At 71.3% G+C, this 24659-nt stretch carries 22 protein-coding genes; 13 read left to right on the top strand and 9 right to left on the bottom strand.

Annotated features, from left to right (window positions below; genetic code table 11):
• Positions 1–82: 82 nt before the first annotated feature.
• Both ACGFNN_RS33505 and ACGFNN_RS33500 read right to left on the bottom strand, forming a co-directional pair.
• Complete coding sequence (locus ACGFNN_RS33505; RefSeq protein ID WP_393561670.1) at positions 83–682, bottom strand: TetR/AcrR family transcriptional regulator; 600 nt, start codon at positions 680–682, stop codon at positions 83–85.
• A gap of 90 nt (positions 683–772) precedes the next feature.
• Positions 773–2545, bottom strand: a complete 1773-nt coding sequence (locus ACGFNN_RS33500; protein ID WP_393561668.1) for an acetyl/propionyl/methylcrotonyl-CoA carboxylase subunit alpha — start codon at positions 2543–2545, stop codon at positions 773–775.
• Between the two features lie 376 nt (positions 2546–2921).
• Between ACGFNN_RS33500 and ACGFNN_RS33495 the strand changes: the two genes are divergently transcribed.
• Positions 2922–3368 carry a hypothetical protein gene (locus ACGFNN_RS33495; protein ID WP_393561666.1) on the top strand — a complete coding sequence of 149 codons (447 nt, stop codon included), beginning with the start codon at positions 2922–2924 and terminating at the stop codon, positions 3366–3368.
• A 10-nt stretch (positions 3369–3378) separates the two neighbouring features.
• On the opposite strand, the gene ACGFNN_RS33490 is transcribed toward ACGFNN_RS33495, so the two are convergent.
• The 4 genes from ACGFNN_RS33490 to ACGFNN_RS33475 form a co-directional block, all read right to left on the bottom strand.
• The gene (locus ACGFNN_RS33490; protein WP_393561664.1) at positions 3379–3990 is read right to left on the bottom strand and encodes a nucleoside triphosphate pyrophosphatase; all 612 of its coding nucleotides are present in this window, start codon (positions 3988–3990) and stop codon (positions 3379–3381) included.
• A 57-nt stretch (positions 3991–4047) separates the two neighbouring features.
• Entirely contained in the window at positions 4048–4176 is a 129-nt protein-coding gene (gene mmpB, locus ACGFNN_RS33485) for a morphogenic membrane protein MmpB (protein ID WP_362538840.1), read from the bottom strand.
• A gap of 85 nt (positions 4177–4261) precedes the next feature.
• Positions 4262–4468, bottom strand: a complete 207-nt coding sequence (locus tag ACGFNN_RS33480) for an acyl-CoA carboxylase epsilon subunit (protein ID WP_365518952.1) — start codon at positions 4466–4468, stop codon at positions 4262–4264.
• A gap of 29 nt (positions 4469–4497) precedes the next feature.
• Complete coding sequence (locus tag ACGFNN_RS33475; protein ID WP_393561662.1) at positions 4498–6078, bottom strand: acyl-CoA carboxylase subunit beta; 1581 nt, start codon at positions 6076–6078, stop codon at positions 4498–4500.
• A gap of 166 nt (positions 6079–6244) precedes the next feature.
• Between ACGFNN_RS33475 and ACGFNN_RS33470 the strand changes: the two genes are divergently transcribed.
• The 5 genes from ACGFNN_RS33470 to hutH all read left to right on the top strand — a co-directional run bounded on the left by ACGFNN_RS33470 (position 6245) and on the right by hutH (position 12255).
• Positions 6245–7114 carry a biotin--[acetyl-CoA-carboxylase] ligase gene (locus ACGFNN_RS33470; protein WP_362538846.1) on the top strand — a complete coding sequence of 290 codons (870 nt, stop codon included), beginning with the start codon at positions 6245–6247 and terminating at the stop codon, positions 7112–7114.
• 153 nt (positions 7115–7267) lie between these two features.
• On the top strand, positions 7268–8467 hold the full coding sequence (locus ACGFNN_RS33465) for an adenylate/guanylate cyclase domain-containing protein (RefSeq protein ID WP_362538848.1): 1200 nt from the start codon (positions 7268–7270) through the stop codon (positions 8465–8467).
• Between the two features lie 108 nt (positions 8468–8575).
• Positions 8576–9388 carry an enoyl-CoA hydratase/isomerase family protein gene (locus ACGFNN_RS33460; RefSeq protein WP_393561660.1) on the top strand — a complete coding sequence of 271 codons (813 nt, stop codon included), beginning with the start codon at positions 8576–8578 and terminating at the stop codon, positions 9386–9388.
• Positions 9389–9479: 91 nt separating this feature from the next.
• Positions 9480–10646 (top strand): diguanylate cyclase domain-containing protein, encoded by a 1167-nt coding sequence (locus ACGFNN_RS33455; protein WP_393561658.1) that lies wholly within the window; start codon positions 9480–9482, stop codon positions 10644–10646.
• 58 nt (positions 10647–10704) lie between these two features.
• Positions 10705–12255, top strand: coding sequence for a histidine ammonia-lyase (gene hutH / locus ACGFNN_RS33450; protein ID WP_393561656.1), 1551 nt, complete (start codon positions 10705–10707; stop codon positions 12253–12255).
• Between the two features lie 45 nt (positions 12256–12300).
• Here hutH and ACGFNN_RS33445 read toward each other — a convergent pair whose 3' ends face one another.
• Entirely contained in the window at positions 12301–12591 is a 291-nt protein-coding gene (locus ACGFNN_RS33445) for a hypothetical protein (RefSeq protein WP_393561654.1), read from the bottom strand.
• A 188-nt stretch (positions 12592–12779) separates the two neighbouring features.
• Here ACGFNN_RS33445 and ACGFNN_RS33440 point away from each other — a divergent pair, with 188 nt between their 5' ends.
• The 5 genes from ACGFNN_RS33440 to gdhA all read left to right on the top strand — a co-directional run bounded on the left by ACGFNN_RS33440 (position 12780) and on the right by gdhA (position 18671).
• Entirely contained in the window at positions 12780–13181 is a 402-nt protein-coding gene (locus ACGFNN_RS33440; protein ID WP_393561652.1) for a hypothetical protein, read from the top strand.
• Between the two features lie 181 nt (positions 13182–13362).
• Positions 13363–14634 (top strand): Ig-like domain-containing protein, encoded by a 1272-nt coding sequence (locus tag ACGFNN_RS33435; protein WP_393561650.1) that lies wholly within the window; start codon positions 13363–13365, stop codon positions 14632–14634.
• Positions 14635–14779: 145 nt separating this feature from the next.
• Positions 14780–16264 carry an ABC transporter permease gene (locus tag ACGFNN_RS33430; RefSeq protein ID WP_393561649.1) on the top strand — a complete coding sequence of 495 codons (1485 nt, stop codon included), beginning with the start codon at positions 14780–14782 and terminating at the stop codon, positions 16262–16264.
• Between the two features lie 45 nt (positions 16265–16309).
• The gene (locus ACGFNN_RS33425; RefSeq protein ID WP_393561647.1) at positions 16310–16993 is read left to right on the top strand and encodes an ABC transporter ATP-binding protein; all 684 of its coding nucleotides are present in this window, start codon (positions 16310–16312) and stop codon (positions 16991–16993) included.
• A 298-nt stretch (positions 16994–17291) separates the two neighbouring features.
• Positions 17292–18671 (top strand): NADP-specific glutamate dehydrogenase, encoded by a 1380-nt coding sequence (gdhA, locus tag ACGFNN_RS33420; protein WP_393561645.1) that lies wholly within the window; start codon positions 17292–17294, stop codon positions 18669–18671.
• A 107-nt stretch (positions 18672–18778) separates the two neighbouring features.
• On the opposite strand, the gene ACGFNN_RS33415 is transcribed toward gdhA, so the two are convergent.
• Positions 18779–19126, bottom strand: a complete 348-nt coding sequence (locus ACGFNN_RS33415; RefSeq protein ID WP_393561684.1) for a YrdB family protein — start codon at positions 19124–19126, stop codon at positions 18779–18781.
• 78 nt (positions 19127–19204) lie between these two features.
• Positions 19205–21355 (bottom strand): sigma-70 family RNA polymerase sigma factor, encoded by a 2151-nt coding sequence (locus tag ACGFNN_RS33410; protein ID WP_393561643.1) that lies wholly within the window; start codon positions 21353–21355, stop codon positions 19205–19207.
• Between the two features lie 288 nt (positions 21356–21643).
• On the opposite strand from ACGFNN_RS33410, the gene ACGFNN_RS33405 reads away from it, so the two are divergent.
• Entirely contained in the window at positions 21644–23080 is a 1437-nt protein-coding gene (locus tag ACGFNN_RS33405) for a pectinesterase family protein (protein ID WP_393561641.1), read from the top strand.
• Between the two features lie 46 nt (positions 23081–23126).
• The gene (locus tag ACGFNN_RS33400; protein WP_393561639.1) at positions 23127–24593 is read left to right on the top strand and encodes an RICIN domain-containing protein; all 1467 of its coding nucleotides are present in this window, start codon (positions 23127–23129) and stop codon (positions 24591–24593) included.
• Positions 24594–24659: the final 66 nt, after the last annotated feature.

Below are 24659 nucleotides of genomic sequence, written 5' to 3'. Positions count from 1 at the left end.
CGGAGGGCGGGGTAGACGGAACTTGAAGACACGACCTACGGGCGGTCGCCCTCGTCGCCCGTCCCGCCGCCGGGGACGGGCTCTACGAGGGCGCCGGACCGGAGGGATCGGCCTTCACACCGCGGAGCGTCAGCCGCAGCAGGCGGTCGGCCAGCTCCGGATCGGCCGGGGTCCGCTCGGCGGCCAGCGCGATGGCGTTGGTCAGCTGGAGCAGGTCGTCGATCGACACGTCCGGTCGCACCGAGCCGCTGGACTGCGCCCGGGACAGCAGCCGGGCACCCGCCTGACGCAGCGGCACATGACAGGACGTCAGTGCCGAGTTCTCGTCCCCGGGCGCCGACATGAGCGCCTGGGCGAGACCCCGGTACTCGCCCGCATGGGTCACGATCGCGCCCAGCCACTCCACCAGCGCCGTGCACGGCCGATCGGACCGTGCCAGTTCGCGGGAGCGGTCGAGCAGCGTGGAGAGCGCCTCCTGGAACACGGCGTTCATCAGGGCCTGGCGGTTCGGGAAGTGCCGGTAGAGCGTGCCGATGCCGACACCCGCACGCCGGGCGACGTCCTCCAGGGAGGCGTCCGTGCCGTGCGCCGCGAAGGAAGCGCGGGCCTCCCGCAGCAGCCGGTCGTAGTTGCGGCGCGCGTCGGCGCGCATCGGCCTGGCCGGTGTCGGTGCCGTACTCATCGCCGTCTCCTCCTGGTCCTCGCTCCGGGTCCCAGGATGCCACCGGGGGCCCGGCGTGCGCCGGGCCCCCGGTGAGGGAAGGACGAGAGATCAGTCCTTGATCTCGCAGATCGCGGCGCCGGAGGAGACCGACGTGCCGACCTCCGCCGCGAGGCCCTTGACGGTCCCGGAGCGGTGGGCGTTGAGCGGCTGCTCCATCTTCATGGCCTCCAGGACGACGATGAGGTCGCCCTCCTTGACCTCCTGGCCCTCCTCGACGGCGATCTTGACGATCGTGCCCTGCATCGGGGAGGCGAGGGTGTCGCCGGAGGCGGCGGAGCCGGCCTTCTTCGCGGCGCGGCGCTTGGGCTTGGCACCGGCGGCGAGGCCGGTACGCGCCAGGCTCATGCCGAGCGAGGAGGGCAGGGAGACCTCGAGGCGCTTGCCGCCGACCTCGACGACGACGGTCTCGCGGCCGGACTCCTCGTCGGCGTCCGTGTCACCGGGCACGGTGAACGGCGGGATCTCGTTGACGAACTCGGTCTCGATCCAGCGGGTGTGGACCGTGAACGGGTCGGCCGAGCCGGTGAGCTCCGGTGCGAACGCCGGGTCGCGGACCACCGCGCGGTGGAAGGGGATCGCGGTGGCCATGCCCTCGACCTGGAACTCGTCCAGTGCGCGGGCGGCGCGCTGCAGGGCCTCCGCGCGGGTGCGGCCGGTCACGATCAGCTTGGCCAGCAGGGAGTCCCAGGCCGGGCCGATGACGCTGCCCGACTCCACGCCCGCGTCCAGACGGACGCCGGGGCCGGTGGGCGGGGCGAAGAGGGTGACGGTGCCGGGCGCGGGCAGGAAGCCGCGGCCCGGGTCCTCGCCGTTGATGCGGAACTCGAAGGAGTGGCCGCGCAGCTCCGGGTCGCCGTAGCCGAGCTCCTCGCCGTCGGCGATGCGGAACATCTCGCGGACCAGGTCGATGCCGGCGACCTCCTCGGTGACCGGGTGCTCCACCTGGAGGCGGGTGTTGACCTCCAGGAAGGAGATCGTCCCGTCCATGCCGACGAGGAACTCGACGGTGCCGGCGCCGACGTAGCCGGCCTCCTTCAGGATCGCCTTCGAGGAGCTGTACAGCTCCTCCAGCTGGGCGTCCGACAGGAAGGGGGCGGGTGCCTCCTCCACGAGCTTCTGGTGGCGGCGCTGGAGCGAGCAGTCACGGGTGGAGACGACGACCACGTTGCCGTGCTGGTCGGCCAGGCACTGGGTCTCCACGTGGCGGGGCTTGTCGAGGTAGCGCTCGACGAAGCACTCACCGCGGCCGAACGCGGCCACCGCCTCACGGACGGCGGAGTCGTACAGCTCCGGAACCTCTTCGAGGGTGCGGGCGACCTTCAGGCCGCGGCCGCCACCGCCGAAGGCCGCCTTGATGGCGATCGGCAGGCCGTGCTCCTTCGCGAAGGCCACGACCTCGTCGGAGCCCGAGACGGGGTCCGGGGTACCGGCGACCAGCGGGGCGCCGGCGCGCTGCGCGATGTGGCGCGCGGCGACCTTGTCGCCGAGGTCACGGATGGCGTGCGGCGGCGGGCCGATCCACGTCAGTCCGGCGTCCAGCACGGCCTGGGCGAACTCGGCGTTCTCCGAGAGGAAGCCGTAACCCGGGTGGACCGCGTCCGCCCCGGAGTCCTTGGCGGCCTGGATCACCTTGGCCATGTCCAGATAGCTGGCCGCCGGGGTGTCACCGCCCAGGGCGAACGCCTCGTCGGCCGCGCGCACATGCAGAGCATCCCGGTCCGGATCGGCGTAGACGGCTACGCTCGCGATTCCGGCATCCCGGCAAGCCCGAGCAACGCGGACAGCGATTTCGCCACGGTTGGCGATGAGCACCTTGCGCACGATGACTCCCTCCTTGAGAACAAGCTGAGTTTAGGGACTACCGACACGGCCGTACGACCCGTCCCCAATAGTGAACTTGCCCACACGGAGTGTGATTCGAGGGTTGCTCGAGTCGCGAAATCCCTTGTCGCACCACGGTACGCCGGGTTCCTCAACCGCACAGTAGCCATGAAGTGTGGCTCAAGTCTCTGTCCGTACGGTCAACGGCGCGCGACGTTTCTTTGTGGACTCCCTACGAACGGCCGATGGAATCTTTGCCCTGGCCGCCGGTGCGCCGCGGTCCGGCCACGGGCCGTGCGCATCCCCTTGTCCGGAGCGTTACCCGTTAGTAGGGTCCGCGCTACCGTACGTACTGCAGGTAACAGGGGGTGGCGCCGTGGTCCGCAGACCAGTGGCCTTCGTGACCGCGATCGTGCTCTTCGTGGAGGCCGTGGGCATCGTGCTCGTCAACGGCGTCCTCGCGACGGTCGCCGACAACCAGAGCATGTCCCTGGCGGGGATGGATCCTGACGCCATGGTCACCGGCACCTGGGTGATGGGCGGTGTCTCCGGAGCCCTGCTGGTGCTGTGCGGGCTGATACCCCTGCTGGCCGGCATACGGGACCGCGCCCCGGGCCGGCTCGGCCGCATCGCCCTCATCGCGTGCGCGGTCGTACACGGGGTGCTGGGCGCGCTGGCGGTGGGCCTGATCGGCTGGGCGGCCTTCGCCTTCCTCATGGTGGTGCTGGCCCTCATCGTGCTGACCCTGGTGGCGTACGACCGACGAGAGCCGGATGCGGCGGCCGGCGGGCCGGGCGGCGAGGAGGCCCCGGCGGCGGTGTGAGGGCCGCCGCTCACACCCACAAGTCGGTGATGGAGACGCCCAGTTCGCCGAGGAGCCGGCGCAGCAGGGGCAGTGAGAGCCCGATGACGTTCCCGTGACTGCCCTCGATCGCCTCGACGAACGGCGCGGAGCGCCCGTCGAGCGTGAACGCCCCGGCCACGTGCAGGGGTTCGCCCGAGGCGACATAGGCCGCGATCTCGGCGTCGGTCGGCTCGCCGAACCGGACGACGGTCGACGCCGTCGCCGAGACGGTGCGCCCCGTGGCGGTGTCGACGACGCAGTGGCCCGTCTGCAGGATGCCGGAACGCCCGCGCATGGACTTCCAGCGGGCGGTGGCCTCCTCGGCGTCGGAGGGCTTGCCGTACGCCTCGCCGTCCAGTTCGAGCACCGAGTCGCACCCGACGACGAGGGCGCCCGCGGCCTCGGGGCGGGCCGCCACCGCCGCGGCCTTCGCCTCCGCCAGGACGAGCGCCAGCTCGCCAGGCGTGGCGGCGGTGATCGCGTCCTCGTCCACACCGCTGACGATCACCTCGGGGGCGAGTCCGGCCTGACGCAGGAGGCCGAGACGGGCGGGGGACGCGGAGCCGAGCACGAGGCGGCGCTGATCAGTCATACCCGCCATCGTAGGCGGGGCCCGGCACCCCGCGGGCCCTGATCCCGGGTGCGGGCCGGGGCCGCTTCAGCGGGTCCCCAGGACGAACATCGCCACCACCATCGCCAGTGCCAGCAGCAGCCCCGCGCGGCGCATCATGTCCTGGGCGTCGCGCAGTTCCTTCGGCGGCTCGTTCTCCGGGTCGGACCACAGCATGGTTCCGATGGTGCTCCGGACACGGGAGCGGCGCCTGAGTACGGGTACTCAAGCGCCGCTCCCGCGTCTGCCGGGCCCGCCGTCCTCAGGAGGGCCAGTACGTCCGCGCCCAGGACCTGGGGCCGGGCCGGAGCGCTCCCCGGCGGGCGATGCGCCCCGGGTCGGACCACTGCTCGGGCGGCAGCGGAGTGCCCGACGGCTCCGCGGCGGCGGCCGCCGCGCGCGCCCGGACCACGGCGAGGGCCGCGGCGAGCTCCTCCGGGGTCGGATTGCCCCGTACAACCTTGATCATGGTGGCTCCCTGCGATCGGGTCGGACGGATCAGAGCGGGATGTTGCCGTGCTTCTTCGGCGGCAGCGACTCGCGCTTGGTGCGCAGCTGACGCAGCCCCTTCACGAGGTGGGCCCGGGTGTCCGAGGGCATGATCACCGCGTCGACGTAACCGCGCTCCGCGGCGACGTACGGGTTGAGGAGGGCGTCCTCGTAGCCGGTGATCAGCTCGGCACGGGTGGCCTCGGGGTCCTCGGCGGCGGCGATGGTGCGGCGGTGCAGGATGTTCACCGCGCCCTGGGCGCCCATCACCGCGATCTGCGCGGTGGGCCAGGCCAGGTTCAGGTCGGCGCCCAGGTGCTTGGAGCCCATGACGTCGTACGCCCCGCCGAACGCCTTGCGGGTGATGACCGTGATGAGCGGGACGGTCGCCTCCGCGTAGGCGTAGATCAGCTTGGCGCCGCGCCGGATGATGCCGCCGTACTCCTGGTCGACGCCCGGCAGGAAGCCGGGCACGTCCACGAAGGTGATGACGGGGATGTTGAACGCGTCGCAGGTGCGGACGAAGCGGGCGGCCTTCTCGCTGGCGTCGATGTCCAGACAGCCGGCGAACTGCATCGGCTGGTTGGCGACGATGCCGACCGGATAGCCCTCGACGCGTCCGAAGCCGGTGATGATGTTCGGCGCGAACAGCGCCTGGGTCTCCAGGAACTCCGCGTCGTCGAGGACGTGCTCGATGGCGGTGTGCATGTCGTACGGCTGGTTCGCCGAGTCCGGGATGAGCGTGTCGAGCTCGCGGTCCTCGTCCGTGGTCCCGAGGTCGGCCTCCTCCGGGAAGGCGGGGGCCTCGGACAGGTTGTTGGACGGGAGGTAGGACAGCAGCGACTTGATGTACTCGATGGCGTCCTTCTCGTCGCCCGCCATGTGGTGGGCGACCCCGGACGTCGTGTTGTGGGTGCGCGCGCCGCCCAGTTCCTCGAAGCCGACGTCCTCGCCGGTCACCGTCTTGATGACGTCGGGGCCGGTGATGAACATGTGCGAGGTCTGGTCGACCATGACCGTGAAGTCGGTGATCGCGGGGGAGTAGACCGCGCCGCCCGCGCACGGCCCGACGATCAGTGAGATCTGCGGCACGACACCGGAGGCGTGGACGTTGCGGCGGAAGATCTCGGCGAACAGGCCGAGCGCCACGACACCCTCCTGGATGCGCGCGCCGCCGCCGTCGTTGATGCCGATCACCGGGCAGCCGGTCTTCATCGCGAAGTCCATCACCTTGACGATCTTCTCGCCGTAGACCTCGCCGAGCGAGCCGCCGAAGATGGTGAAGTCCTGCGAGTAGACGCAGACGGGGCGGCCGTCGACCGTGCCGTAGCCGGTGACGACCCCGTCCCCGTACGGGCGGTTCTTCTCGATGCCGAAGTTGGTGGACCGGTGACGTGCGAACTCGTCGAGCTCCACGAAGGAACCTTCGTCGAGCAGGAGCTCGACCCGCTCACGGGCGGTCAACTTGCCCTTGGCGTGCTGCTTTTCGACGGCGCGGGCGGAACCTGCGTGTGTGGCCTCTTCGATACGGCGCTGCAGGTCCGCGATCTTGCCGGCGGTGGTGTGGATGTCGCTCTGCGGCTCGGACATCGGGTGGCGGCTCCCTGCCTGGGGACGACTGGTACATCCGGCCGAACGGCTGGGCCGGTACGTCCTCGACGGCGGCCCGCCCGTCGGCGGCTGGCTACTGACCCGTAGCGTATCGGCGCCGATACGGTTCGGCAGTGCGTCGTTGGCCACACCTAATCTGGGTTTCATGACACCTTCCGATGTGCCGCACAACCGCTGGTCGGACCTCGACAGGCCTCCCCTCAACACCGCGGCGCTGCGCCGCGGACTGCTGCGTCCCGGTGGTCTGTGGACCTCCCTCGACGTCGTCGAGGCCACCGGGTCCACCAACTCCGACCTCGCCGCCCGCGCGGCCGGGGACGGCCTGGCGGAGGGTGCGGTCCTGATCGCCGAGGAGCAGACCGCGGGCCGCGGGCGGCTCGACCGGACCTGGACGGCGCCGCCCCGCTCGGGCCTCTTCTTCTCCGTGTACCTGACCCCCGGCGACGTGCCGGTGCACCGCTGGGGCTGGCTGCCGCTGCTGGCGGGTGTCGCGGCCGCCACGGGTCTCGCGCAGTCCGCCGGCGTCGACATGGCCCTCAAATGGCCCAATGACCTGCTGGTGACCATCGGCGGCACCGAGCGCAAGACCGGCGGGATCCTCGCCGAGCGCGCCGGGAAGGGTGTCGTCGTCGGCATCGGACTCAACGTGTCGCTGCGCGCCGCCGAGCTGCCCGCCCCGCACGCCGGTTCGCTCGCGCTCGCCGGGGCCGTCTCCACCGACCGCGAGACCTTGCTCCGGGCCGTCCTGCGTTCACTCGAACAGTGGTACGGGCAGTGGCGGGAGGCAGGCGGCGACGCCGCCGAGAGCGGCCTCCAGGCGGCGTACGCGGCGGGATGCGCCACGCTCGACCGGACGGTCCGCGCGGAACTGCCGGGCGACCGGTCGGTCGTCGGCGAGGCCGTCGCCATCGACGGCGACGGGCGGCTCGTGCTCTCCACGGGAGACGGACTCCAGGAGCCCGTCTCGGCCGGGGACATCGTCCACCTGCGCGGAAAGGACGGAGGCCTCACCTGATCCAGGTGCTCCGCACATACGGGTGATGTCACGTATGACGGATCCGCGACCGGACCACCGAGGACGTGAGCCACGGCACATCTGCCGTATCGTTGAGGCGATCCAGCGACAGATCGGCAGGGCAGTGCGCACGGAACGGGCAGGAGGCGGCCGGTGACCGTCGACGACACCAACTCCGGCGACGGCGCGGAGCCCTCGCCCGAGCGGTCGGTCCACTCGACACCGCATCACGAGGTCGACCACACGGCGGAACCGACCGACGACCCCCTGGCCATCCGGCTGGAGGCCCTGATCCTGGGGGCGGACCGCCGCTACACGCCGTTCCAGGCGGCCAGGACCGCCGGGGTCTCCATGGACCTCGCGTCCCGGTTCTGGCGCGCCATGGGCTTCGCCGACATCGGGCAGGCCAAGGCGCTCACCGAGGCCGACGTCCTGGCGCTCCGCCGCCTGGCCGGTCTCGTCGAGGCCGGCCTGCTCAGCGAGCCGATGGCGATCCAGGTGGCCCGCTCGACCGGGCAGACCACCGCCCGGCTGGCCGAATGGCAGATCGACTCCTTCCTGGAAGGGCTGACGGAGCCCCCCGAGCCGGGCATGACCCGGACCGAGGTCACCTACCCCCTGGTCGAGCTGCTCCTGCCCGAGCTGCAGGAGTTCCTCGTCTACGTGTGGCGGCGCCAGCTCGCCGCCGCCACCGGCCGGGTCGTGCAGGCCGCCGACGACGAGGAGATGGTGGACCGGCGGCTCGCCGTGGGCTTCGCGGACCTCGTCGGCTTCACCCGGCTGACCCGCCGGCTGGAGGAGGAGGAGCTCGGCGAGCTCGTCGAGGCCTTCGAGACGACCTCCGCCGACCTGGTCGCCGCCCACGGCGGGCGGCTCATCAAGACCCTCGGAGACGAGGTCCTCTTCGCCGCGGACGACGCCGGTACGGCGGGCGAGATAGCGCTCCGGCTGGTCGAGGCGATGGCGCAGGACACCACGATGCCCTCGCTTCGCGTCGGTATCGCGTTCGGCACCGTCACCACGCGCATGGGCGACGTCTTCGGCACCACGGTCAACCTGGCCAGCCGGCTCACCTCGATAGCGCCCAAGGACGCCGTGCTGGTGGACGGGGCCTTTGCCGAGGAGCTCAAGCGCAACGGCGACGCCCCCGCCTCCGAGGCCCAGGCGGCCGAGGACCTGGCGGCCGCGGCCGAGCGGGCCCGGCTGGCGGAGAAGGAGGGCCGCACCCCGGACGAGGAGCCGCCCCCGCCCGCGTACCGCTTCGGCCTCCAGCCGATGTGGCAGCGGCCGGTCCGCGGCCTGGGCGTCGTCGAGCCCTGGCTGCTGGCCCGCAGGGGCAAGCCCGCGTCCTGAGCCGGTGCGACGGGGAGGCGGGCCGGGCCCACGGGCACCGGCGCCTTCCCCCGGCTCCCGGACCTGCCTAGGATCCCGGTAACGATCGTTAACCGGAGGGGTGCAGCCATGGGCGTCGCGTCGGAGCAGAGGTTCGGGGAGTTCGTCGTCGTGCGGCGTCACGAGGGCCAGGAGCACGTGGCCGAGCTGGTGCTCGACCGGCCCAAGGCGATGAACGCGGTGAGCACCGCCATGGCGCTCTCCCTCGTGGAGGCCTGCGACGCGCTCGGCGCCGACCCGGGGGTACGGGCGACCGTCCTCACCTCCAGTCATGAGCGCGCCTTCTGCGTGGGCGCGGACCTGAAGGAGCGGAACTCCTTCACCGACGCCGACCTGCTGCGCCAGCGCCCCACCGCCAGGGCCGCGTACACCGGCGTCCTGGAGCTGCCGATGCCGGTCGTCGCCGCCGTCCACGGGTTCGCCCTCGGGGGCGGCTTCGAGCTCGCGCTGGCCTGCGACGTGATCGTGGCCGACCGCACGGCCGTGGTGGGCCTGCCCGAGGTGTCCGTCGGTGTCATCCCCGGCGGGGGCGGTACGCAGCTGCTGCCCCGCCGGGTGGGAGCGGCGCGCGCCGCCGAGCTGGTCTTCACCGCCCGCAGGGTCGAGGCGGCCGAGGCGCGCGAGCTGGGGCTGGTCGACGAGCTGGTCGATGAAGGCCGGGACCGGGAGGCGGCGATGGCTCTCGGTGCCCGGATCGCGGCGAACTCCCCGGTCGGGCTCCGGGCCGCGAAGCGCGCGCTGCGGCTGGGGCAGGGACTCGACCTCCGGGCCGGTCTCGAGGTCGAGGACGCGGCCTGGCGTTCCGTGGCCTTCTCCGGGGACCGCGCCGAGGGCGTGGCCGCCTTCAACGAGAAGCGGACGCCGGACTGGCCCGGCGAGTGAGGGGCCGGGGAACGGTCCGTAGATCAACGGCCTGAAGATTATCAGCGCCGTCAGTTGATCAAATCATCGCAAAACTACCTAAGCTGGTGCGATGGGCGGTGATGATGCGCGGCTGAGCGCCGTGGTTGCGCTGGCACAGACGATGGCGGCGGCCTACACCCCGCGTGAGTCCTGGCGTGCGGCGGCACTCGGGGCGTGCGAGGCACTGGGCGGCACCTTCGCCGCTCTCTCGGTGTGGGAGCGGGAGCAGGGCAGGCTGCGTGTGCTGGTCAACGTGGGGGAGAGGGCCGAGGGCGAGGACGAGTTCCCCGAGAGCGAGTCCTACCCCGTGCACCAGTTCCCGGAGATCACCGAGTTCCTGCACGAGCGCTGGGCGGGCGGTGGTGAGCCCGACGCCTGGGTGGAGACCGTGGACGGCACCCCTGCCCGGGGAGCGCCGGCCCGGGGCGCCCGCCCCTACTGCCACCAGCGCGTCGCCGCCCTGCGCAGGCGCGGACGAGGCTGCTGCGTGGTGGCGCCGATCGTGCTCCACGGGCGGGCCTGGGGAGAGCTCTACGTGGCCCGGCCGGCGGGGGCGCCGGTCTTCGACCGGGACGACGCGGACTTCGCGACCGTGCTGGCAGCCGTCGTCGCGGCGGGCATCGCGCAGACCGAGCGGCTGGAGGAGGTGCGCAAGCTCGCCTTCACGGACCCGCTGACCGGGCTGGCGAACCGCAGGGCCGTCGATCTCCGGCTGGACGAGGCGGTGGACCTGCACCGCTCCGAGGGTGCGGTGGTCAGCCTGGTCGTCTGCGATCTGAACGGCCTGAAGACGGTGAACGACACCCATGGCCACGCGGTCGGGGACCGTCTGCTGGAACGATTCGGCTCCGTGCTCTCGCTCTGTGGCGCGATGCTGCCCGGCGCCCTGTCCGCGCGGCTGGGCGGGGACGAGTTCTGCCTGCTGGCCGTGGGCCCGACGGCCGACGACGTCGCACGGGTCTCCGAGGAGCTCTGCGCCCGCGCGGTGAACCTGGAGCTCGGGGACGGGGTGGCCTGCGGCGTCGCGTCCACCGGCGACGACATCGGCCCCGTCCATTCGGCCAGGCGCCTCTTCCGGCTGGCGGACGCCGCGCAGTACCAGGCGAAGGCCGCCCGCTCCCGGCGCCCGGTCGTGGCGGGCCGCGACGGCGACGTGATCCGCCTCGCGGACTCCCCGCCCCGCTCGCCCCACGACCGCCGCAGGCTACGGGGCAACCCGCCCGGCGGCGATCGGTAAGGGGTCAACCCCCGGACCACTGGTGACATGAAGGCTTTCAGTCCGTAGGCTTCTGAATATGGATATGCATACAGTCGTGGTGGGGACGTCCGGCACCACCCCCGAGGACGTCATCGCCGTGGCCCGCGAGGGCGCCCGTGTCGAACTCTCCGCAGCGGCCGTCGAGGCCCTCGCCGCCGCCCGGGAGACCGTCGAGGCGCTCGCCGCCAAACCGGAGCCGGTCTACGGCGTCTCGACCGGCTTCGGCGCCCTCGCCAGCCGGCACATCGGCCCCGGCCTCCGGGCCCAGCTCCAGCGCAACATCGTCCGCTCGCACGCGGCGGGCATGGGCCCCCGCGTCGAGCGCGAGGTCGTCCGCGCGCTGATGTTCCTGCGGCTGAAGACGCTGGCCTCCGGCCACACCGGCGTACGCCCCGAGGTCGCGAGGACCATGGCGGACGTGCTCAACGCGGGCATCACCCCCGTCGTCCACGAGTACGGCTCGCTCGGCTGCTCCGGAGACCTCGCCCCCCTGTCCCACTGCGCCCTGACGCTGATGGGCGAAGGGGAGGCCGAGGGGCCCGACGGCACCGTGCGGCCCGCCGGAGAGCTCCTCGCAGCCCACGGCATCACCCCCGTCGAACTCCGCGAGAAGGAGGGCCTCGCCCTCCTCAACGGCACCGACGGCATGCTGGGCATGCTCGTGATGGCCCTGGCCGACCTGAAGAGCCTCTACACCAGCGCGGACATCACCGCCGCGCTCTCCCTCGAAGCCCTCCTCGGCACCGAGAAGGTCCTCGCCCCCGAGCTGCACGCCATCCGCCCCCACCCCGGCCAGGGCGTCTCCGCGGCCAACATGCTGCGGGTGCTCGCGGGGTCCGGCCTCACCGGCCACCACCAGGACGACGCGCCCCGGGTCCAGGACGCCTACTCCGTACGCTGCGCCCCCCAGGTCAACGGCGCCGGGCGGGACACCCTCGCGCACGGGCTGCTCGTCGCGGAGCGCGAACTGGCCTCGGCGGTCGACAACCCGGTCGTGCTGCCCGGGGGCAGGGTCGAGTCCAACGGGAACTTCCACGGAGCGCCCGTCGCCTACGTCCTCGACTTCCTGGCGATCGTCGCCGCCGACCTCGGCTCTATCACCGAGCGCCGCACGGACCGGCTCCTGGACAAGAACCGCTCGCACGGTCTGCCGCCGTTCCTCGCCGACGACGCGGGGGTCGACTCCGGGCTGATGATCGCCCAGTACACCCAGGCCGCGCTGGTCAGCGAGCTGAAGCGGCTCGCCGTCCCGGCCTCCGTGGACTCGATCCCGTCCTCCGCCATGCAGGAGGACCACGTCTCCATGGGCTGGTCCGCCGCGCGGAAGCTCCGTACCGCCGTCTCCGGACTCGCCAGGATCGTCGCCGTCGAGCTGTACGCCGCGACCCGGGCGGTGGAGCTGCGCGCCGCCGAGGGGCTGACCCCCGGACCCGCCTCGCAGGCCGTCATCGGGGCACTGCGGGCCGCCGGTGTCCAGGGCCCTGGACCGGACCGGTTCCTCGCCCCCGACCTGGCCGCCGCGGACGCGTTCGTCCGGGAGGGCAGGCTGGTCTCGGCCGTGGAGGCCGTGACCGGCCCGCTGGACTGAGCCCGGGGCCGCCGCGCGCCGGCACGGGGCGCGGCGGCCAAGGCCTCAGGGGTACTGCCGCGCGCCCCGGCGCACCGCGTGGGCGACGAAGCCGGCGCCCACGCAGAGCGAGGCGGTGCCGCCGATCAGATAGGGCGTCGTGTCGATGCCCGTGCCGGTGTCGGCCAGCGTGTCCTGAGCGGTGAACTCCCCTGCCGCGGACGCCTGCCGGGTGTCCGCCGAGCTCTCCGGCGCGCCGGCCTCACCCGTCGCGTTGGCGGAGGGGACGAACCAGAGCGCACAGAGCAGGGTGCCTGCCGCCGTGGTGGTCAGCAGCGTGCGACGAGCGACGGACACGGAATCGATCCCCTTGCGACGAACATCAGTTGGCCCCCGTGGGGGCGATGCTAACGGCCGCACCCCCTGGTTGTCAGCGTCGTCGCGGCGGCCGGAACCTTTCCCTCCGCCGCCGATCGCGGGCACACGGCGGGCCGTGCAGCGGGTCGGGGGAAACCCGCAGCTCCCGCGGCCTTACGCTCCGGCGTATGACCACTTCACAGACACCTTCGTACGTCCGGCTGCATGTGGAGCTGGTGCTGGAGGTCAGCGACCCCGACGCCCTGACCGGCACCGCTCTGGAGAGCATCGCCGCCGACTTCACCGCCTCCGGGGCCGCCGCCGACGAGACGGCCGAGGAACGTACGCATGCCGAGGAGACCGTCAGGGAAGACGCAGCGGAGGCCCTCGCCTCGCTGATCGACCCGTTCGACCTGGTCAGCCAGGTGCCCGGGGTCGAGCTGGCACAGGCCTCCTGGAGCAGCGAGACGATCGACTACGACCCCGAGGACGAGGCCTGGGCAGTGGGAGAGGACGGGGACGAGGTGTACTACGGGATCGAGGACAATGAGACCGACGACGAAGAAGGCGGCGGACATACGGAACGCTGACGCCCCCGGGGCCCTCCTCACAGGTGGCGGGAACCGCCGCGGTCCCCGGAGCGTCGATGAGTGGTGTTCCCCACATCTCCGGTGGATGTGGAACGGAAGACCCGGTCACGGTGTTCTTGGAACATTGACGGGGAACCGCCGTCGGGCGACCCTGTCCGGGGATCTTGGGGAATCGGCAACGATGGAGAAGCGTGTGATGACGGACAGCAAGCGGCGCAAGGGCCTCATGGCCGCGTCCGCACTGCTCGGCGGCGTGCTGGTGCTTTCGGCCTGCAGCGACGACGGCGGCAGTGCCCCGGGTGCGAGCGCCGAGAGCTCCAAGACGTCACAGGCCCAGGTCGACGAGGCCGCGGCCAAGGACACCTCCGAGGCGCAGATAACGATCGCGCCGAAGAACGGGGCGACCAACGCCAGCATCAACAACGCCGCGATGGTCACCGTCGCCAAGGGCAAGCTGACCTCGGTCACCATGACCACCGCGGAGGGCGACGCGGTCGAGGGCACCCTCGCCGCCGACGGCTCCAGCTGGAAGCCCAGCGGTCAGCTGGAACGCTCGACGACGTACAAGATCAGCGCGACGGCCGCCGACTCGGACGGCCGTGAGGCGCACGCCAACAGCTCGTTCACCACGGTCTCGCCGGAGAACAGCTTCATCGGGAACTTCACCCCCGAGGACGGCTCCACCGTCGGCGTCGGCATGCCGGTCTCGATCAACTTCAACAAGCCGATCACCGACCGCAAGGCCGTCCAGGACGGCATCAAGGTGACGTCCAGCAGCGGCCAGGAGGTCGTCGGCCACTGGTTCAACAACCAGCGCCTCGACCTGCGCCCCGAGGACTACTGGCAGGGCGGCTCCACGGTCACCCTGAAGCTGGCCCTGGACGGCGTCGAGGGCTCCGACGGGGTGTACGGCGTCCAGCAGAAGACGGTCACCTTCAAGGTCGGCCGCAACCAGGTCTCCACGGTCGACGCCAAGGCCCACACCATGACCGTCACGCGGGACGGCAAGACCGTCAAGACCATCCCGATCTCCGCGGGCTCCGCCGACAACCCCACCTACAACGGCCAGATGGTGATCTCCGAGAAGTTCAAGGAGACCCGCATGGACGGCTCGACGGTCGGCTTCACCGACGACGACGGCAAGGGCGAGTACGACATCAAGGACGTGCCGCACGCCATGCGGCTCTCCACGTCGGGCACCTTCATCCACGGCAACTACTGGGGCGCGAAGTCGATCTTCGGCAGCGCGAACACCAGCCACGGCTGCGTCGGCCTGTCCGACAAGAAGGGCGCGGACGACCCGAACACCCCGGCCGCCTGGATGTACAACAACTCCATGATCGGCGACGTGGTCGTGGTCACGAACTCCCCGGACAAGACCATCGCTCCCGACAACGGCCTCAACGGCTGGAACATGAGCTGGTCGGAGTGGACGGCCGGCTCCGCCGTCTGATCCGCCCGAACACGCCCCCATCCCCTCCGAAGGCGGCGGCACCCGGAAACCACCGGGCGCCGCCGCCTTCGGCGTACCCGGGTTTCTCATCCCGCTCTCATCCGGCACTTAACTCCTCATCACGCCCGCTCCATACCTTCGCGCCATGTTCTTCACCTACCTCCGGCGCGAGCTGCGCCGCCGCAGAAAGGCGGCGCTCGTCGTCGCCTCGGGGCTCGCCCTCGGCATCGCGCTGGTCATCATCGTCAGTTCCGTCTCCTCGGGCATGAACAAGGCCCAGGACAAGGTCCTCGAATCGCTGTACGGACTCGGCACGGACATGACGGTGACCAAGGCCGCGGCTGCTCCCGGCTCGGGCGGCAACGAGCGGCCCCGGTTCGAGTTCGACGCCAAGGACGACGAGGACGAGACCCAGAGCACCGACCGGGTCATGGTCCAGGGGTTCCAGACCCTCGCCGCCACCACCGTCGACAAGGTGGGGAAGCAGGACGGCGTCGCCGACGCCGTCGGCGGTCTCAGCCTCACGGTGATGAAGGTCGACGGCCAGTTCAGCCGCGGCCAGTTCAAGCAGGACCAGAGCTCGGGACAGGGCGGGCAGGGCGGACCTGGCGGCGGCCAGGGCGGTGGCAACGGCCAGCCGCAGGGCCGGGTCGAGGGCGGCGGCGCCTCCTTCGACGTCAACTCCTTCACCGTGTACGGCACCGACGTCACCCAGCAGGGCCTCGGCCCGCTGACCTCCTCGAAGATCACCAAGGGCCGTACCTTCAAGGCGACCGAGACCGACGCGAAGGTCGCCGTCGTCGACTCCGCGTACGCCAAGGAGAAGGAGCTCGCGGTCGGCAAGACCGTCACCATCTCCGGCACCAAGTACTCGATCGTGGGCGTCTCCACGGCGGACAGCGGTGACGCGGCCGCCAACGTCTACATCCCGCTGAAGCAGGCTCAGACCGTCGCCGACTCCAAGGACAAGGTCACCACCGTCTACGTCCAGGCGTCCGACTCGCAGGCGATCGACACCGTCAAGGCCGCCATCCAGAAGAACATCTCCGGCACGACGGTCACCACCTCCGCCGACCTCGCCGACACGGTCTCCGGCTCTCTCTCGACCGCCTCCGACCTCGCCTCCAGCGTCGGCAAGTGGCTGTCCATCGCGGTCCTGGTCGCCGCGTTCCTCGTCGCCGGGCTGCTCACCTCGTCCGCGGTCAGCCGCCGCGTGCGGGAGTTCGGCACCCTCAAGGCGCTCGGCTGGAAGAGCGGCCGCGTCACCCGCCAGGTCGTCGGCGAGGCCCTCGTCAACGGCCTGATGGGCGGCGTCCTCGGTATCGCGGTGGGCCTCGCAGGCGCGTACGTCGTGACCGCCGTCAGCCCCACCCTCACCGCCCAGCTCGGCTCCACCGGCGGCGGACGCGGCGGTATGGGCGGCGGCATGGGCGGTCCGATGGGCGGGGGCGGTCCGGGCCGCCAGACGGCCTCCAAGACCCTCGACATCGCGCTGACCGCACCGGTCTCCCTCACCACGATCCTCGTCGCCGTCGGCCTCGCCGTCGCGGGCGGACTGATCGCCGGGGCCTTCGGCGGCTGGCGGGCGTCCCGGCTGCGGCCCGCCGACGCGCTGCGCCGCGTCGCGTAGCACCGCACGCCCCACCTCACTCGTACGTACAGCAGGAGTCCACTCGTGTACCAGCTCAAGGGCGTCACCAAGCGCTACATGCGCGGCAAGAACCCCGTCGACGCGCTCGCCGGCGTCGATCTCACCATCGAGGACGGCGGACGGCTCGTCATCCAGGGGCCCACCGGCGGCGGCAAGTCGACGCTGCTCCAGATGCTCGGCGGACTGGACCGGCCCACCGCCGGGACCATCGAGCTCGACGGCGTCGACCTGGCGAGACTTCCCGAGTCCCGGCTCACCAAGGTCCGGGCCGAATCGATCGGTTTCGTGTTCCAGAGCTTCAACCTGATCCCCACCCTCACCGCCCAGGAGAACGTCGAGACCGCCCTCGTCCCGCTCGGCATCGGCGCGAAGGCCCGCCGCGAACGCGCCGCCGAGGCGCTGGAGTCGGTCGGTCTGGGTGACCGTCCCACCCACCTCCCGAGCGAGATGTCCGGCGGACAGCAGCAGCGCGTCGCGATCGCCCGGGCACTGGTGAAGCGGCCGAAGGTGCTGCTCGCCGACGAACCGACCGGCAACCTCGACGAGTCCATGCGCGACGAGATCATGGACCTGCTCGACGGGCTGTGGAAGGAGCACGGACTGACCTTCGTGATGGTCACCCACGACAGCACACTCGCCCGCAAGGCGCCCAGGGTGGCGACCATCCGCAAGGGCAAGGTCACCGTCACGGAGAACGCGGCGGCCTGACCGTCACCACCCCGGACCGCCGGCCCGACCCACCGGCCAGGGACCTCACGGCCGTCCTCCTCCGGCTGTGAGGTCCCTCACCCGTGAGGGCTCCACGAAACGGGCCACGCCCGGCTCCTTGAGGACGGGCGTACGGGGCCAAGGCGCCCCTACCGGACGAACAACCCACCACCCGGAGCGGATGTCGCCGGGGCAAGGGCGGGCCGCACTGCGAGACTTGCCGGGTGCACCGGTGAAGGCGCCTCCAAGGGCAGGGAGCGCCGACACCAAGAGCCCATCCACGGAAGGTCTTGATCAGATGCCGGCCAGTTCCGACACCCTCACCTCGCGCACCGCCGAGAACCGCGTCATCGAACCCCTCTACGCGGAGATCCTCCGCCGCAACCAGGGGGAGGGCGAGTTCCACCAAGCGGTACGCGAGGTCCTGGAAACCCTCGGCCCGGTGCTGGCACGACGGCCGGAACTCGTCGACGCCCGCATCATCGAACGCGTCACCGAACCCGAACGCCAGCTCATCTTCCGGGTGCCGTGGTCCGACGACTCCGGCGACATCCACGTCAACCGCGGCTTCCGTGTCGAGTTCTCCAGCGCCCTCGGACCGTACAAGGGCGGACTCCGCTTCCACCCCTCGGTCAACCTCGGCATCGTGAAGTTCCTCGGATTCGAGCAGATCTTCAAGAACGCCCTCACCGGCATGCCCATCGGCGGCGGCAAGGGCGGCGCGGACTTCGACCCCAAGGGCAGGTCCGACGCCGAGGTGATGCGCTTCTGCCAGTCCTTCATGACCGAACTCCACCGCCACCTCGGCGAGTACACCGACGTGCCCGCCGGTGACATCGGCGTCGGCGGCCGGGAGATCGGCTACCTCTTCGGCCAGTACAAGCGGATCACCAACCGCTACGAGTCCGGCGTGCTCACCGGCAAGGGCCTCGGATGGGGCGGCGCCCAGGCACGCACCGAGGCCACCGGCTACGGCTGCGTCCTGTTCACCGACGAGATGCTGCGCGCCCGCGGCGAGTCGCTCGACGGCCAGCGGATCGCCGTCTCCGGCTCCGGCAACGTCGCCATCTACGCCATCGAGAAGGCGCAGCAGCTCGGCGCGACCGTGGTGACCTGCTCCGACTCGGGCGGCTACGTCGTCGACGAGAAGGGCATCGACGTCGCCCTGCTCAAGGAGATCAAGGAGCGGGGGCGCGGTCGCGTCTCCGAGTACGCCGAGCGGATCGGCGACCATGTGCGCTACGTCCCCGGCCCCGGCGTCTGGAACGTCCCGGTGGACGTGGCCCTGCCCTGCGCCACCCAGAACGAACTCCACGAGGCCGACGCGGTGGCCCTCGTACGCAACGGGGTCAAGGCCGTCGCCGAGGGCGCGAACATGCCCACCACGCCGGAGGCCGTCCACGTCCTCCAGGAAGCCGGCGTCGCCTTCGCCCCCGGCAAGGCCGCCAACGCCGGCGGGGTGGCCACCAGCGCACTGGAGATGCAGCAGAACGCCTCCCGCGACTCCTGGACCTTCGCCCACACCGAGGAGCGGCTCGCGCAGATCATGCGCCACATCCACGACTCCTGCCACACCACGGCGGAGACATACGGCAGCCCGGGGAACTACGTGGTGGGCGCGAACATCGCCGGCTTCGAGATCGTCGCGGACGCGATGCTGGCGCAGGGCCTGATCTGATCCGGCCGCCATCGGGTGTGCCGGGCGCAGCCGTCGGCACACCCGCGGCGGACTGTCACCCGCAGCCGTCGGCACACCCGCGGCGGACTGTCACCCGCGGCGGACTGTCACCGCCGGCGGAAGAACTCCGCGCAGCCCGTGTTCGCCACCAGCACCACGGCGAGCACGGCCGCCGCCGTCGGGTGCCCCGCCCCGTACACCGCCGCGGCGCCACCCCCGAGCACCACGGCCTTCACGGCGAGCACCCCGGCGAGGGGCAGCGTGAACCGGGCACGCGGGGCCGCGAACAGGCCCCACAGGACGACGGCCGCCAGAGGGGCCGAGATCCCCAGCGCCACGGACGCCGCCGTACTCCCGGGGACGGTGAAGCCCCACCAGGCGAGAGCCCCGACAGCGATCACTTCGAGCAGGAACGCGAGCACCTCGTTCGCGGCGAACCAGGGGCGGCCGCGCAGCCCCGCCAGATCATCCGGTCTGTCGCCCGATGCCGTCACCGGGACCCCTTCCCCTCGCGTCACCACAGGAATTGTTCATCACAGGGTCATCCGAGCGCCCGGCGCGGCCTCGGCGGGCGCCAGGAACTCGGTCCTCGGCCGGGAGGCGTCCGCCGCCCGCGGAGCCTCGGCGGTGGATGGGTCGGTGGTGGTGAACGCCGAAGGGCCACCGCCCTCCGCATTCCAGGTGTTGCCCTCCGACCGGGAGGACCCGGCGAGCACCGTATCCCGCCCGCCCTCGCTTCCCACCGCCGCGCTGGCACTCAGCACCGCGGCCGCCGTCGGCAGATAGAACCCGGTGCCGTTACGGAACGCGGTGGTGCGGGTCAGACGGATCGCGCCCGGGTTCCCCTCGTCGTTGAAGCCCAGCCCGGCGTTGTCCCAGGCCGCGTCGTCGACGAGCACATGCGCCACGGACGCCGTGGTCCTGCCGCCGCCGAGCGTGAAGCCGTTCCCGTTGCGGTACGACCAGGAGTCCCGGACCGTCACCGGACTGGTGAAGCCCCCCAGGTCGAACCCGTCGGCGCCGTTGCCGAAGGCCCGGCAGCCACGGACCGTGTTCCCCTCACCCGAACCGAACTTGACCGCGAGACCGACCCCGCCCGCCTTCCCCGGCCCGTTGGCGTAGAAGTCGCTGTCCAGCACCGAGTTGCCCTCCGTGCCGGCGTCGCGCAGGGTGAGCCCGGATTCGGCGTTGTCGTGCAGCGACAGCCCCCGGAACACCGTGTTCCGGCAGCTGACGCAGACATACGCGTGGCTCCCGGACCCTCGTATCTCCAGCCCTTGCACCGTCCACTCGTCCGCCTCCTGGGTGACCGCCCAGGAGCCGGCCGGGACACCGGACGCGTCGATCACGGGCCGCTCCCCGCGGTAGTTGCTGAGGGTGATCCTGCTGCCCGCCGTGCCGTTGGTCGTCAGCGTCGTGCCCTCGGTCGGGCGGTAGGTCCCGCCCCGCATCGCGATCGTCTGCCCGGGGCGGACCACGGACGCCGCCTTGGCGAGCGTGGCGTAGGGACGTGTACGGCTGCCGTCCCCGTCCTCGTCCGAGCCGCCGGGAGCGAGATAGACGTCCGCGCCGGTCACGCCGATGGCCGTGCCCCCGCCACGCGCCACCGCCACGGCGGGGGAGGCGGACGGTGACGCCGAGGCGGACCTGCTCGGGGAGGGCCGCGCGGTCTCCGGGGCGGCCGACCGCGCGGGAACGCTCGCCGAGGGCGGTGCCGAGCGGGGAGCCGGGGCGGGGGAGTGCCACAGCGGATAGGTCAGCCCTCCGGCCACGACGGCGAGCACGGCTGCCGCGGCGGTGACCGAGGTGGCCGTGAAGTGGTGGAGCGTGTCCCGGATCCCTCCGGTGGCCGCAGCGGGCCCGGACCACGAGGCGGCCTCCACGGACTGCCGCACCCCGTCCGCCAGTCCGCCCGGCACCGGGATGAGGCCGAGCCCCGGCAGCAGCTTCTCGGGTGCGACCAGACCGGCGCCCTGAGCTCCGCACGTCCGGCAGTCCCGCACATGACGGGTCAGCCGCTTGCGCCACAGTGCGCTCGTACCGCCGTCCCACCCGTGCGCGGCGTCGGTCAGCCCCGGGCAGCGGGGTTCGGCGGCCAGGGCCCGGACGACCGTACGGGCCTCCTCCAGCCGCAGCTTCATCCTCCGTACCCGTACGGCGGTGTGGCGGGCCTTCAGCCCGAGGGCTCGGGCCACGTCGGCGCGGCCGAGCCGGCCGGCCTCCTCCTCCCACCACAGGGCGAGCAGCCGCCGGTCCTCGTCGTCCAGCCACCGCGCGGCGCGGGCCAGGTCCTTGCGCTGGCCGGTGAGTTCGAGCTCGGCCACCGTGCGCTCGGCGAAGTCGGTGAGGGGGTCGGCGACGGCCTCCACCTCGTGCCCGTGAAACCTTTCACGGAAGGCCCGCCGCTGGTGCTGCTGGATCTCCCGGTAGGTGATGGTCACCGCCCACGAGCGGAACCGCTCGGGCTCACGCAGGGACGGCAGGGCGTGCACGATCCGCAGCATCACCTCCTGCACCAGGTCGTCCACGTCGGCGTGGCCGTTGAGCGCGCGGCCCACGATTCCGTATACCAACGGCAGGTGTGCGGAGAGGAGTTCCTCCAGAGCCCCGGCGTCCCCGCGCCGGGCATCACCGACCAGGGCCGCCGTGTCCCGCGCCGACCCGCCGGTCCAGCTCTCCCTCATCCCGCCACGGCTCCTCACTCGCTTCGGGGCCGGTCGGCGGCGCCCCGTCGGAAGTGGTCGCACCGGCCCGGGGCCCAGAGGCAGGCATCGTGGCACAACGCTGATGACCAGTAAAGAAGTTGTCCGGCCGCCAAGCCCCGTCACAGGCGCCCCACCGGCCACGCGGCGATGTCCGCGGAGTCCCGGAAAAGTTTCTTCCGGATTTCTGTCATCCTCCCCCGCCCCGTGCATCTACCTGGGCACCGCGGCACACCGCCGCACCAGCCGACCCGACCGGAGGGACGAACGATGACCGAGAGACCGAACAGGAAGCGAGGGCGCGCCCTCGCGGTCGCCGCGGCCGTGGGTGCGGTGCTGGTGGGTGGTCTGGTGTCGCCGGCGGGTGCGGCGTCGTTGCCGGCGGCGGGCCAGACCTATCAGCTGGTGGTGAAGAAGAGCGGCAAGTGTGTGGATGTGCCGGGTGCGTCGTCGGCGAACGGTGCGCTGCTGCAGCAGTGGGGGTGTACGGAGGGTGCGGCGTGGCAGCAGTTCACGCTGACGGCTGACGGTTCGGGGAAGTACCGGCTGGTCAACAAGTCGAGCGGCAAGTGCGTCGATGTCCCGGACGGCTCGAAGAGCAGCGGGGTCCAGCTCCAGCAGTGGGGGTGTGCCGGGCAGACGAACCAGCAGTGGACGCTGACCCCGAGCGGTACGGACACCTACCAGATCGTCAATGTGAACAGTGGTCTGTGCATGAGTGACAAGGGTGCTTCGACCGCGAGCGGCGCGGCGATCATCCAGGAGACCTGCACCGCCAACAGCAACAAGCAGTGGGCCTTCAAGCCCGTGGGCTCCACCGGACCCACGACCGTCGCCGCCGACGGCACCGGCACCTACCGGACCGTGCAGGCGGCCGTGGACGCCGTCGGCACGGGGAACTCCAGCCGGGTCACGATCACCATCAAGCCCGGCACCTACCGCGAGAAGGTCACCGTCCCCGCCGACAAGCCCTACATCACCCTGAAGGGCACCGGCGACTCGTCCGACGACGTCGTCATCATCGGCAACCGGAACGCCGGGGACTACGGCACCTCCGGATCGGCCACCGTCGTCGCACTCGGCCATGACTTCTCCGCCGAGAACCTGACCATGGCCAACGACTTCGACGAGAACACCTCCGACACCGGGGACCAGGCCCTCGCCCTCTACCTCGACGCCGACCGTACGGTCCTCGACGACGTCAGGCTCCTCGGCGACCAGGACACCTTCCTGCTGAACAACAACGCCAGGGCGTACGTCGTCGACTCCCGTATCGAAGGCACCGTCGACTTCATCTACGGCGGCGGCACCGCCGTGTTCCACGCCTGCGCCATCCACGAGCGGCGCACCACCGGCGGTCCGATCACCGCGGCGAGCACCGACGCGGGCAAGACCTACGGCTTCCTGTTCTACCGGTCCACCATCACCGGCGCGGTCAACAGCACCACCCAGCTGGGGCGGCCCTGGAGGGCGAACGCCCAGGTGCTCTACCGGGAGAGCACCCTCACGGCGGCGCTGGCCACCGCGCAGCCCTGGACGGACATGTCCACCAACTCCTGGAAGAACGCCAGGTTCTCCGAGTACCGCAACACCGGCCCCGGAGCGACCGTCAACAGCAACCGGCCGCAGCTGACCGACGCCCAGGCGGCGAACTACACCCCGCAGAAGTACCTGGCCGGCACCGACGGCTGGAACCCGGTGCGCTGAGCGCGCACCACCACGAAGACCAGGACACGAGACGAGGAGAAGGACCATGAGCGGACGCAGGAAACGGACCATGGGGCTCGGAGCCCTGCTGACAGCGATGCTGCTGGCGGTGGGTGCGGTGCTGGTGGGCGGGCTGGTGTCGCCGGCGGGTGCGGCGACGTTGCCGGCAGCGGGGGGTGTGTATCAGCTGGCGGTGAAGAAGAGCGGTAAGTGTGTGGATGTGCCGGGTGCGTCGTCGGCGAACGGGGCGCTGTTGCAGCAGTGGGGGTGTACGGACGGGGCGGCGTGGCAGCAGTTCACGCTGAGTGCTGACGGGTCGGGGAAGTACCGGCTGGTCAACAAGTCGAGTGGCAAGTGCGTCGACGTTCCTGACAGCTCGAAGACCAGCGGGGTCCAGCTCCAGCAGTGGGGTTGTGCGTCGCAGTCGAACCAGCAGTGGACGCTGACGCCGAGCGGCACGGACACCTACCAGATCGTGAACGTCAACAGCGGTCTGTGCATGAGTGACAAGGGTGCTTCCACCGCGAGCGGCGCGGCGATCATCCAGGAGACGTGCACCGCCAACAGCAACAAGCAGTGGGCCTTCAAGCCCGTGGGCTCCACCGGCGGCGGACGCACCTGGTCCGACAAGGCCGACGGCTTCGCCTCCACCGGCGGCGGCACCACGGGAGGCGCGGCCGGCACGACCGTCACCGTGAAGACCTACGCGGACCTGGTGAAGTACGCCACCGCCACCGAGCCCTACGTCATCAAGGTCGCGGCGGCGCTCACGGCCACCACGTACGGCTACGAGATACCGGTGAAGTCCGACAAGACCATCGTCGGCGTCGGCACCTCCGGCCAGGTCGTCGGCGGCGGCTTCTTCCTCGGCACCGGCGTCCACAACGTCATCATCCGCAACCTCACCATCCGCGACACCCGGATGACCGAGGACGACCCCGACGACAAGGACTACGACTACGACGGCATCCAGATGGACACCGCCGACCACATCTGGATCGACCACAACCGCATCGAGCGGATGAACGACGGGCTGATCGACAGCCGCAAGGACACCAGCTACCTCACCGTCTCCTGGAACATCCTCGGTGAGCAGAACAAGGCCTTCGGCATCGGCTGGACCGAGAACGTCACCGCCCGCATGACCATCCACCACAACTGGATCCACGACACCAACCAGCGCAACCCCAGCATCGACAACGTCGCCTTCGCGCACCTCTACAACAACTACATGCAGAACGTGTCGTCCTACGGGAACCTCTCCCGCGGAGCCTCGAAGACCGTCATCGAGAACAGCTACTACAGCAAGGTCAACAACCCGTACAACATCGACACGACCGCCGCGTCCCTCACCCAGACCGGCAGCATCTGCGTCTCCTGCACCGGCAAGCAGCAGACCAACGGGACGACCTTCAAGCCGTCCGACCACTACAGCTACACCCTCGACCCCGCCGCGGACGTCCCCGCGATCCTCGGACAGTACGCGGGGCCGCAGGCGAACATCGGCGGCTGACGGACCCGGCAGATCCGTTCTGCCGACAGCAGATCCGCCCGGTGCGGGGGAGCGAAGCCCTCCCGC

Source organism: Streptomyces sp. NPDC048590, from assembly GCF_043199535.1.
Classification (GTDB): Bacteria; Actinomycetota; Actinomycetes; order Streptomycetales; family Streptomycetaceae; genus Streptomyces.
This window is presented reverse-complemented; position numbering and strand designations above follow the sequence as displayed.

Bases quoted from the DNA above. Each gene is read 5' to 3' on its own strand.
- ACGFNN_RS33405 (WP_393561641.1), top strand. From the start codon at position 21,644: ATGACCGAGAGACCGAACAGGAAGCGAGGGCGCGCCCTCGCGGTCGCC.
- ACGFNN_RS33505 (WP_393561670.1), bottom strand. From the start codon at position 682: ATGAGTACGGCACCGACACCGGCCAGGCCGATGCGCGCCGACGCGCGC.
- mmpB (WP_362538840.1), bottom strand. From the start codon at position 4,176: ATGCTGTGGTCCGACCCGGAGAACGAGCCGCCGAAGGAACTGCGCGAC.
- ACGFNN_RS33440 (WP_393561652.1), top strand. From the start codon at position 12,780: ATGACCACTTCACAGACACCTTCGTACGTCCGGCTGCATGTGGAGCTG.
- gdhA (WP_393561645.1), top strand. From the start codon at position 17,292: ATGCCGGCCAGTTCCGACACCCTCACCTCGCGCACCGCCGAGAACCGC.
- hutH (WP_393561656.1), top strand. From the start codon at position 10,705: ATGGATATGCATACAGTCGTGGTGGGGACGTCCGGCACCACCCCCGAG.
- ACGFNN_RS33460 (WP_393561660.1), top strand. From the start codon at position 8,576: ATGGGCGTCGCGTCGGAGCAGAGGTTCGGGGAGTTCGTCGTCGTGCGG.
- ACGFNN_RS33435 (WP_393561650.1), top strand. From the start codon at position 13,363: ATGGAGAAGCGTGTGATGACGGACAGCAAGCGGCGCAAGGGCCTCATG.
- ACGFNN_RS33455 (WP_393561658.1), top strand. From the start codon at position 9,480: ATGGGCGGTGATGATGCGCGGCTGAGCGCCGTGGTTGCGCTGGCACAG.
- ACGFNN_RS33430 (WP_393561649.1), top strand. From the start codon at position 14,780: ATGTTCTTCACCTACCTCCGGCGCGAGCTGCGCCGCCGCAGAAAGGCG.
- ACGFNN_RS33410 (WP_393561643.1), bottom strand. From the start codon at position 21,355: ATGAGGGAGAGCTGGACCGGCGGGTCGGCGCGGGACACGGCGGCCCTG.
- ACGFNN_RS33490 (WP_393561664.1), bottom strand. From the start codon at position 3,990: ATGGCGGGTATGACTGATCAGCGCCGCCTCGTGCTCGGCTCCGCGTCC.
- ACGFNN_RS33475 (WP_393561662.1), bottom strand. From the start codon at position 6,078: ATGTCCGAGCCGCAGAGCGACATCCACACCACCGCCGGCAAGATCGCG.
- ACGFNN_RS33470 (WP_362538846.1), top strand. From the start codon at position 6,245: ATGACACCTTCCGATGTGCCGCACAACCGCTGGTCGGACCTCGACAGG.
- ACGFNN_RS33480 (WP_365518952.1), bottom strand. From the start codon at position 4,468: ATGATCAAGGTTGTACGGGGCAATCCGACCCCGGAGGAGCTCGCCGCG.
- ACGFNN_RS33400 (WP_393561639.1), top strand. From the start codon at position 23,127: ATGAGCGGACGCAGGAAACGGACCATGGGGCTCGGAGCCCTGCTGACA.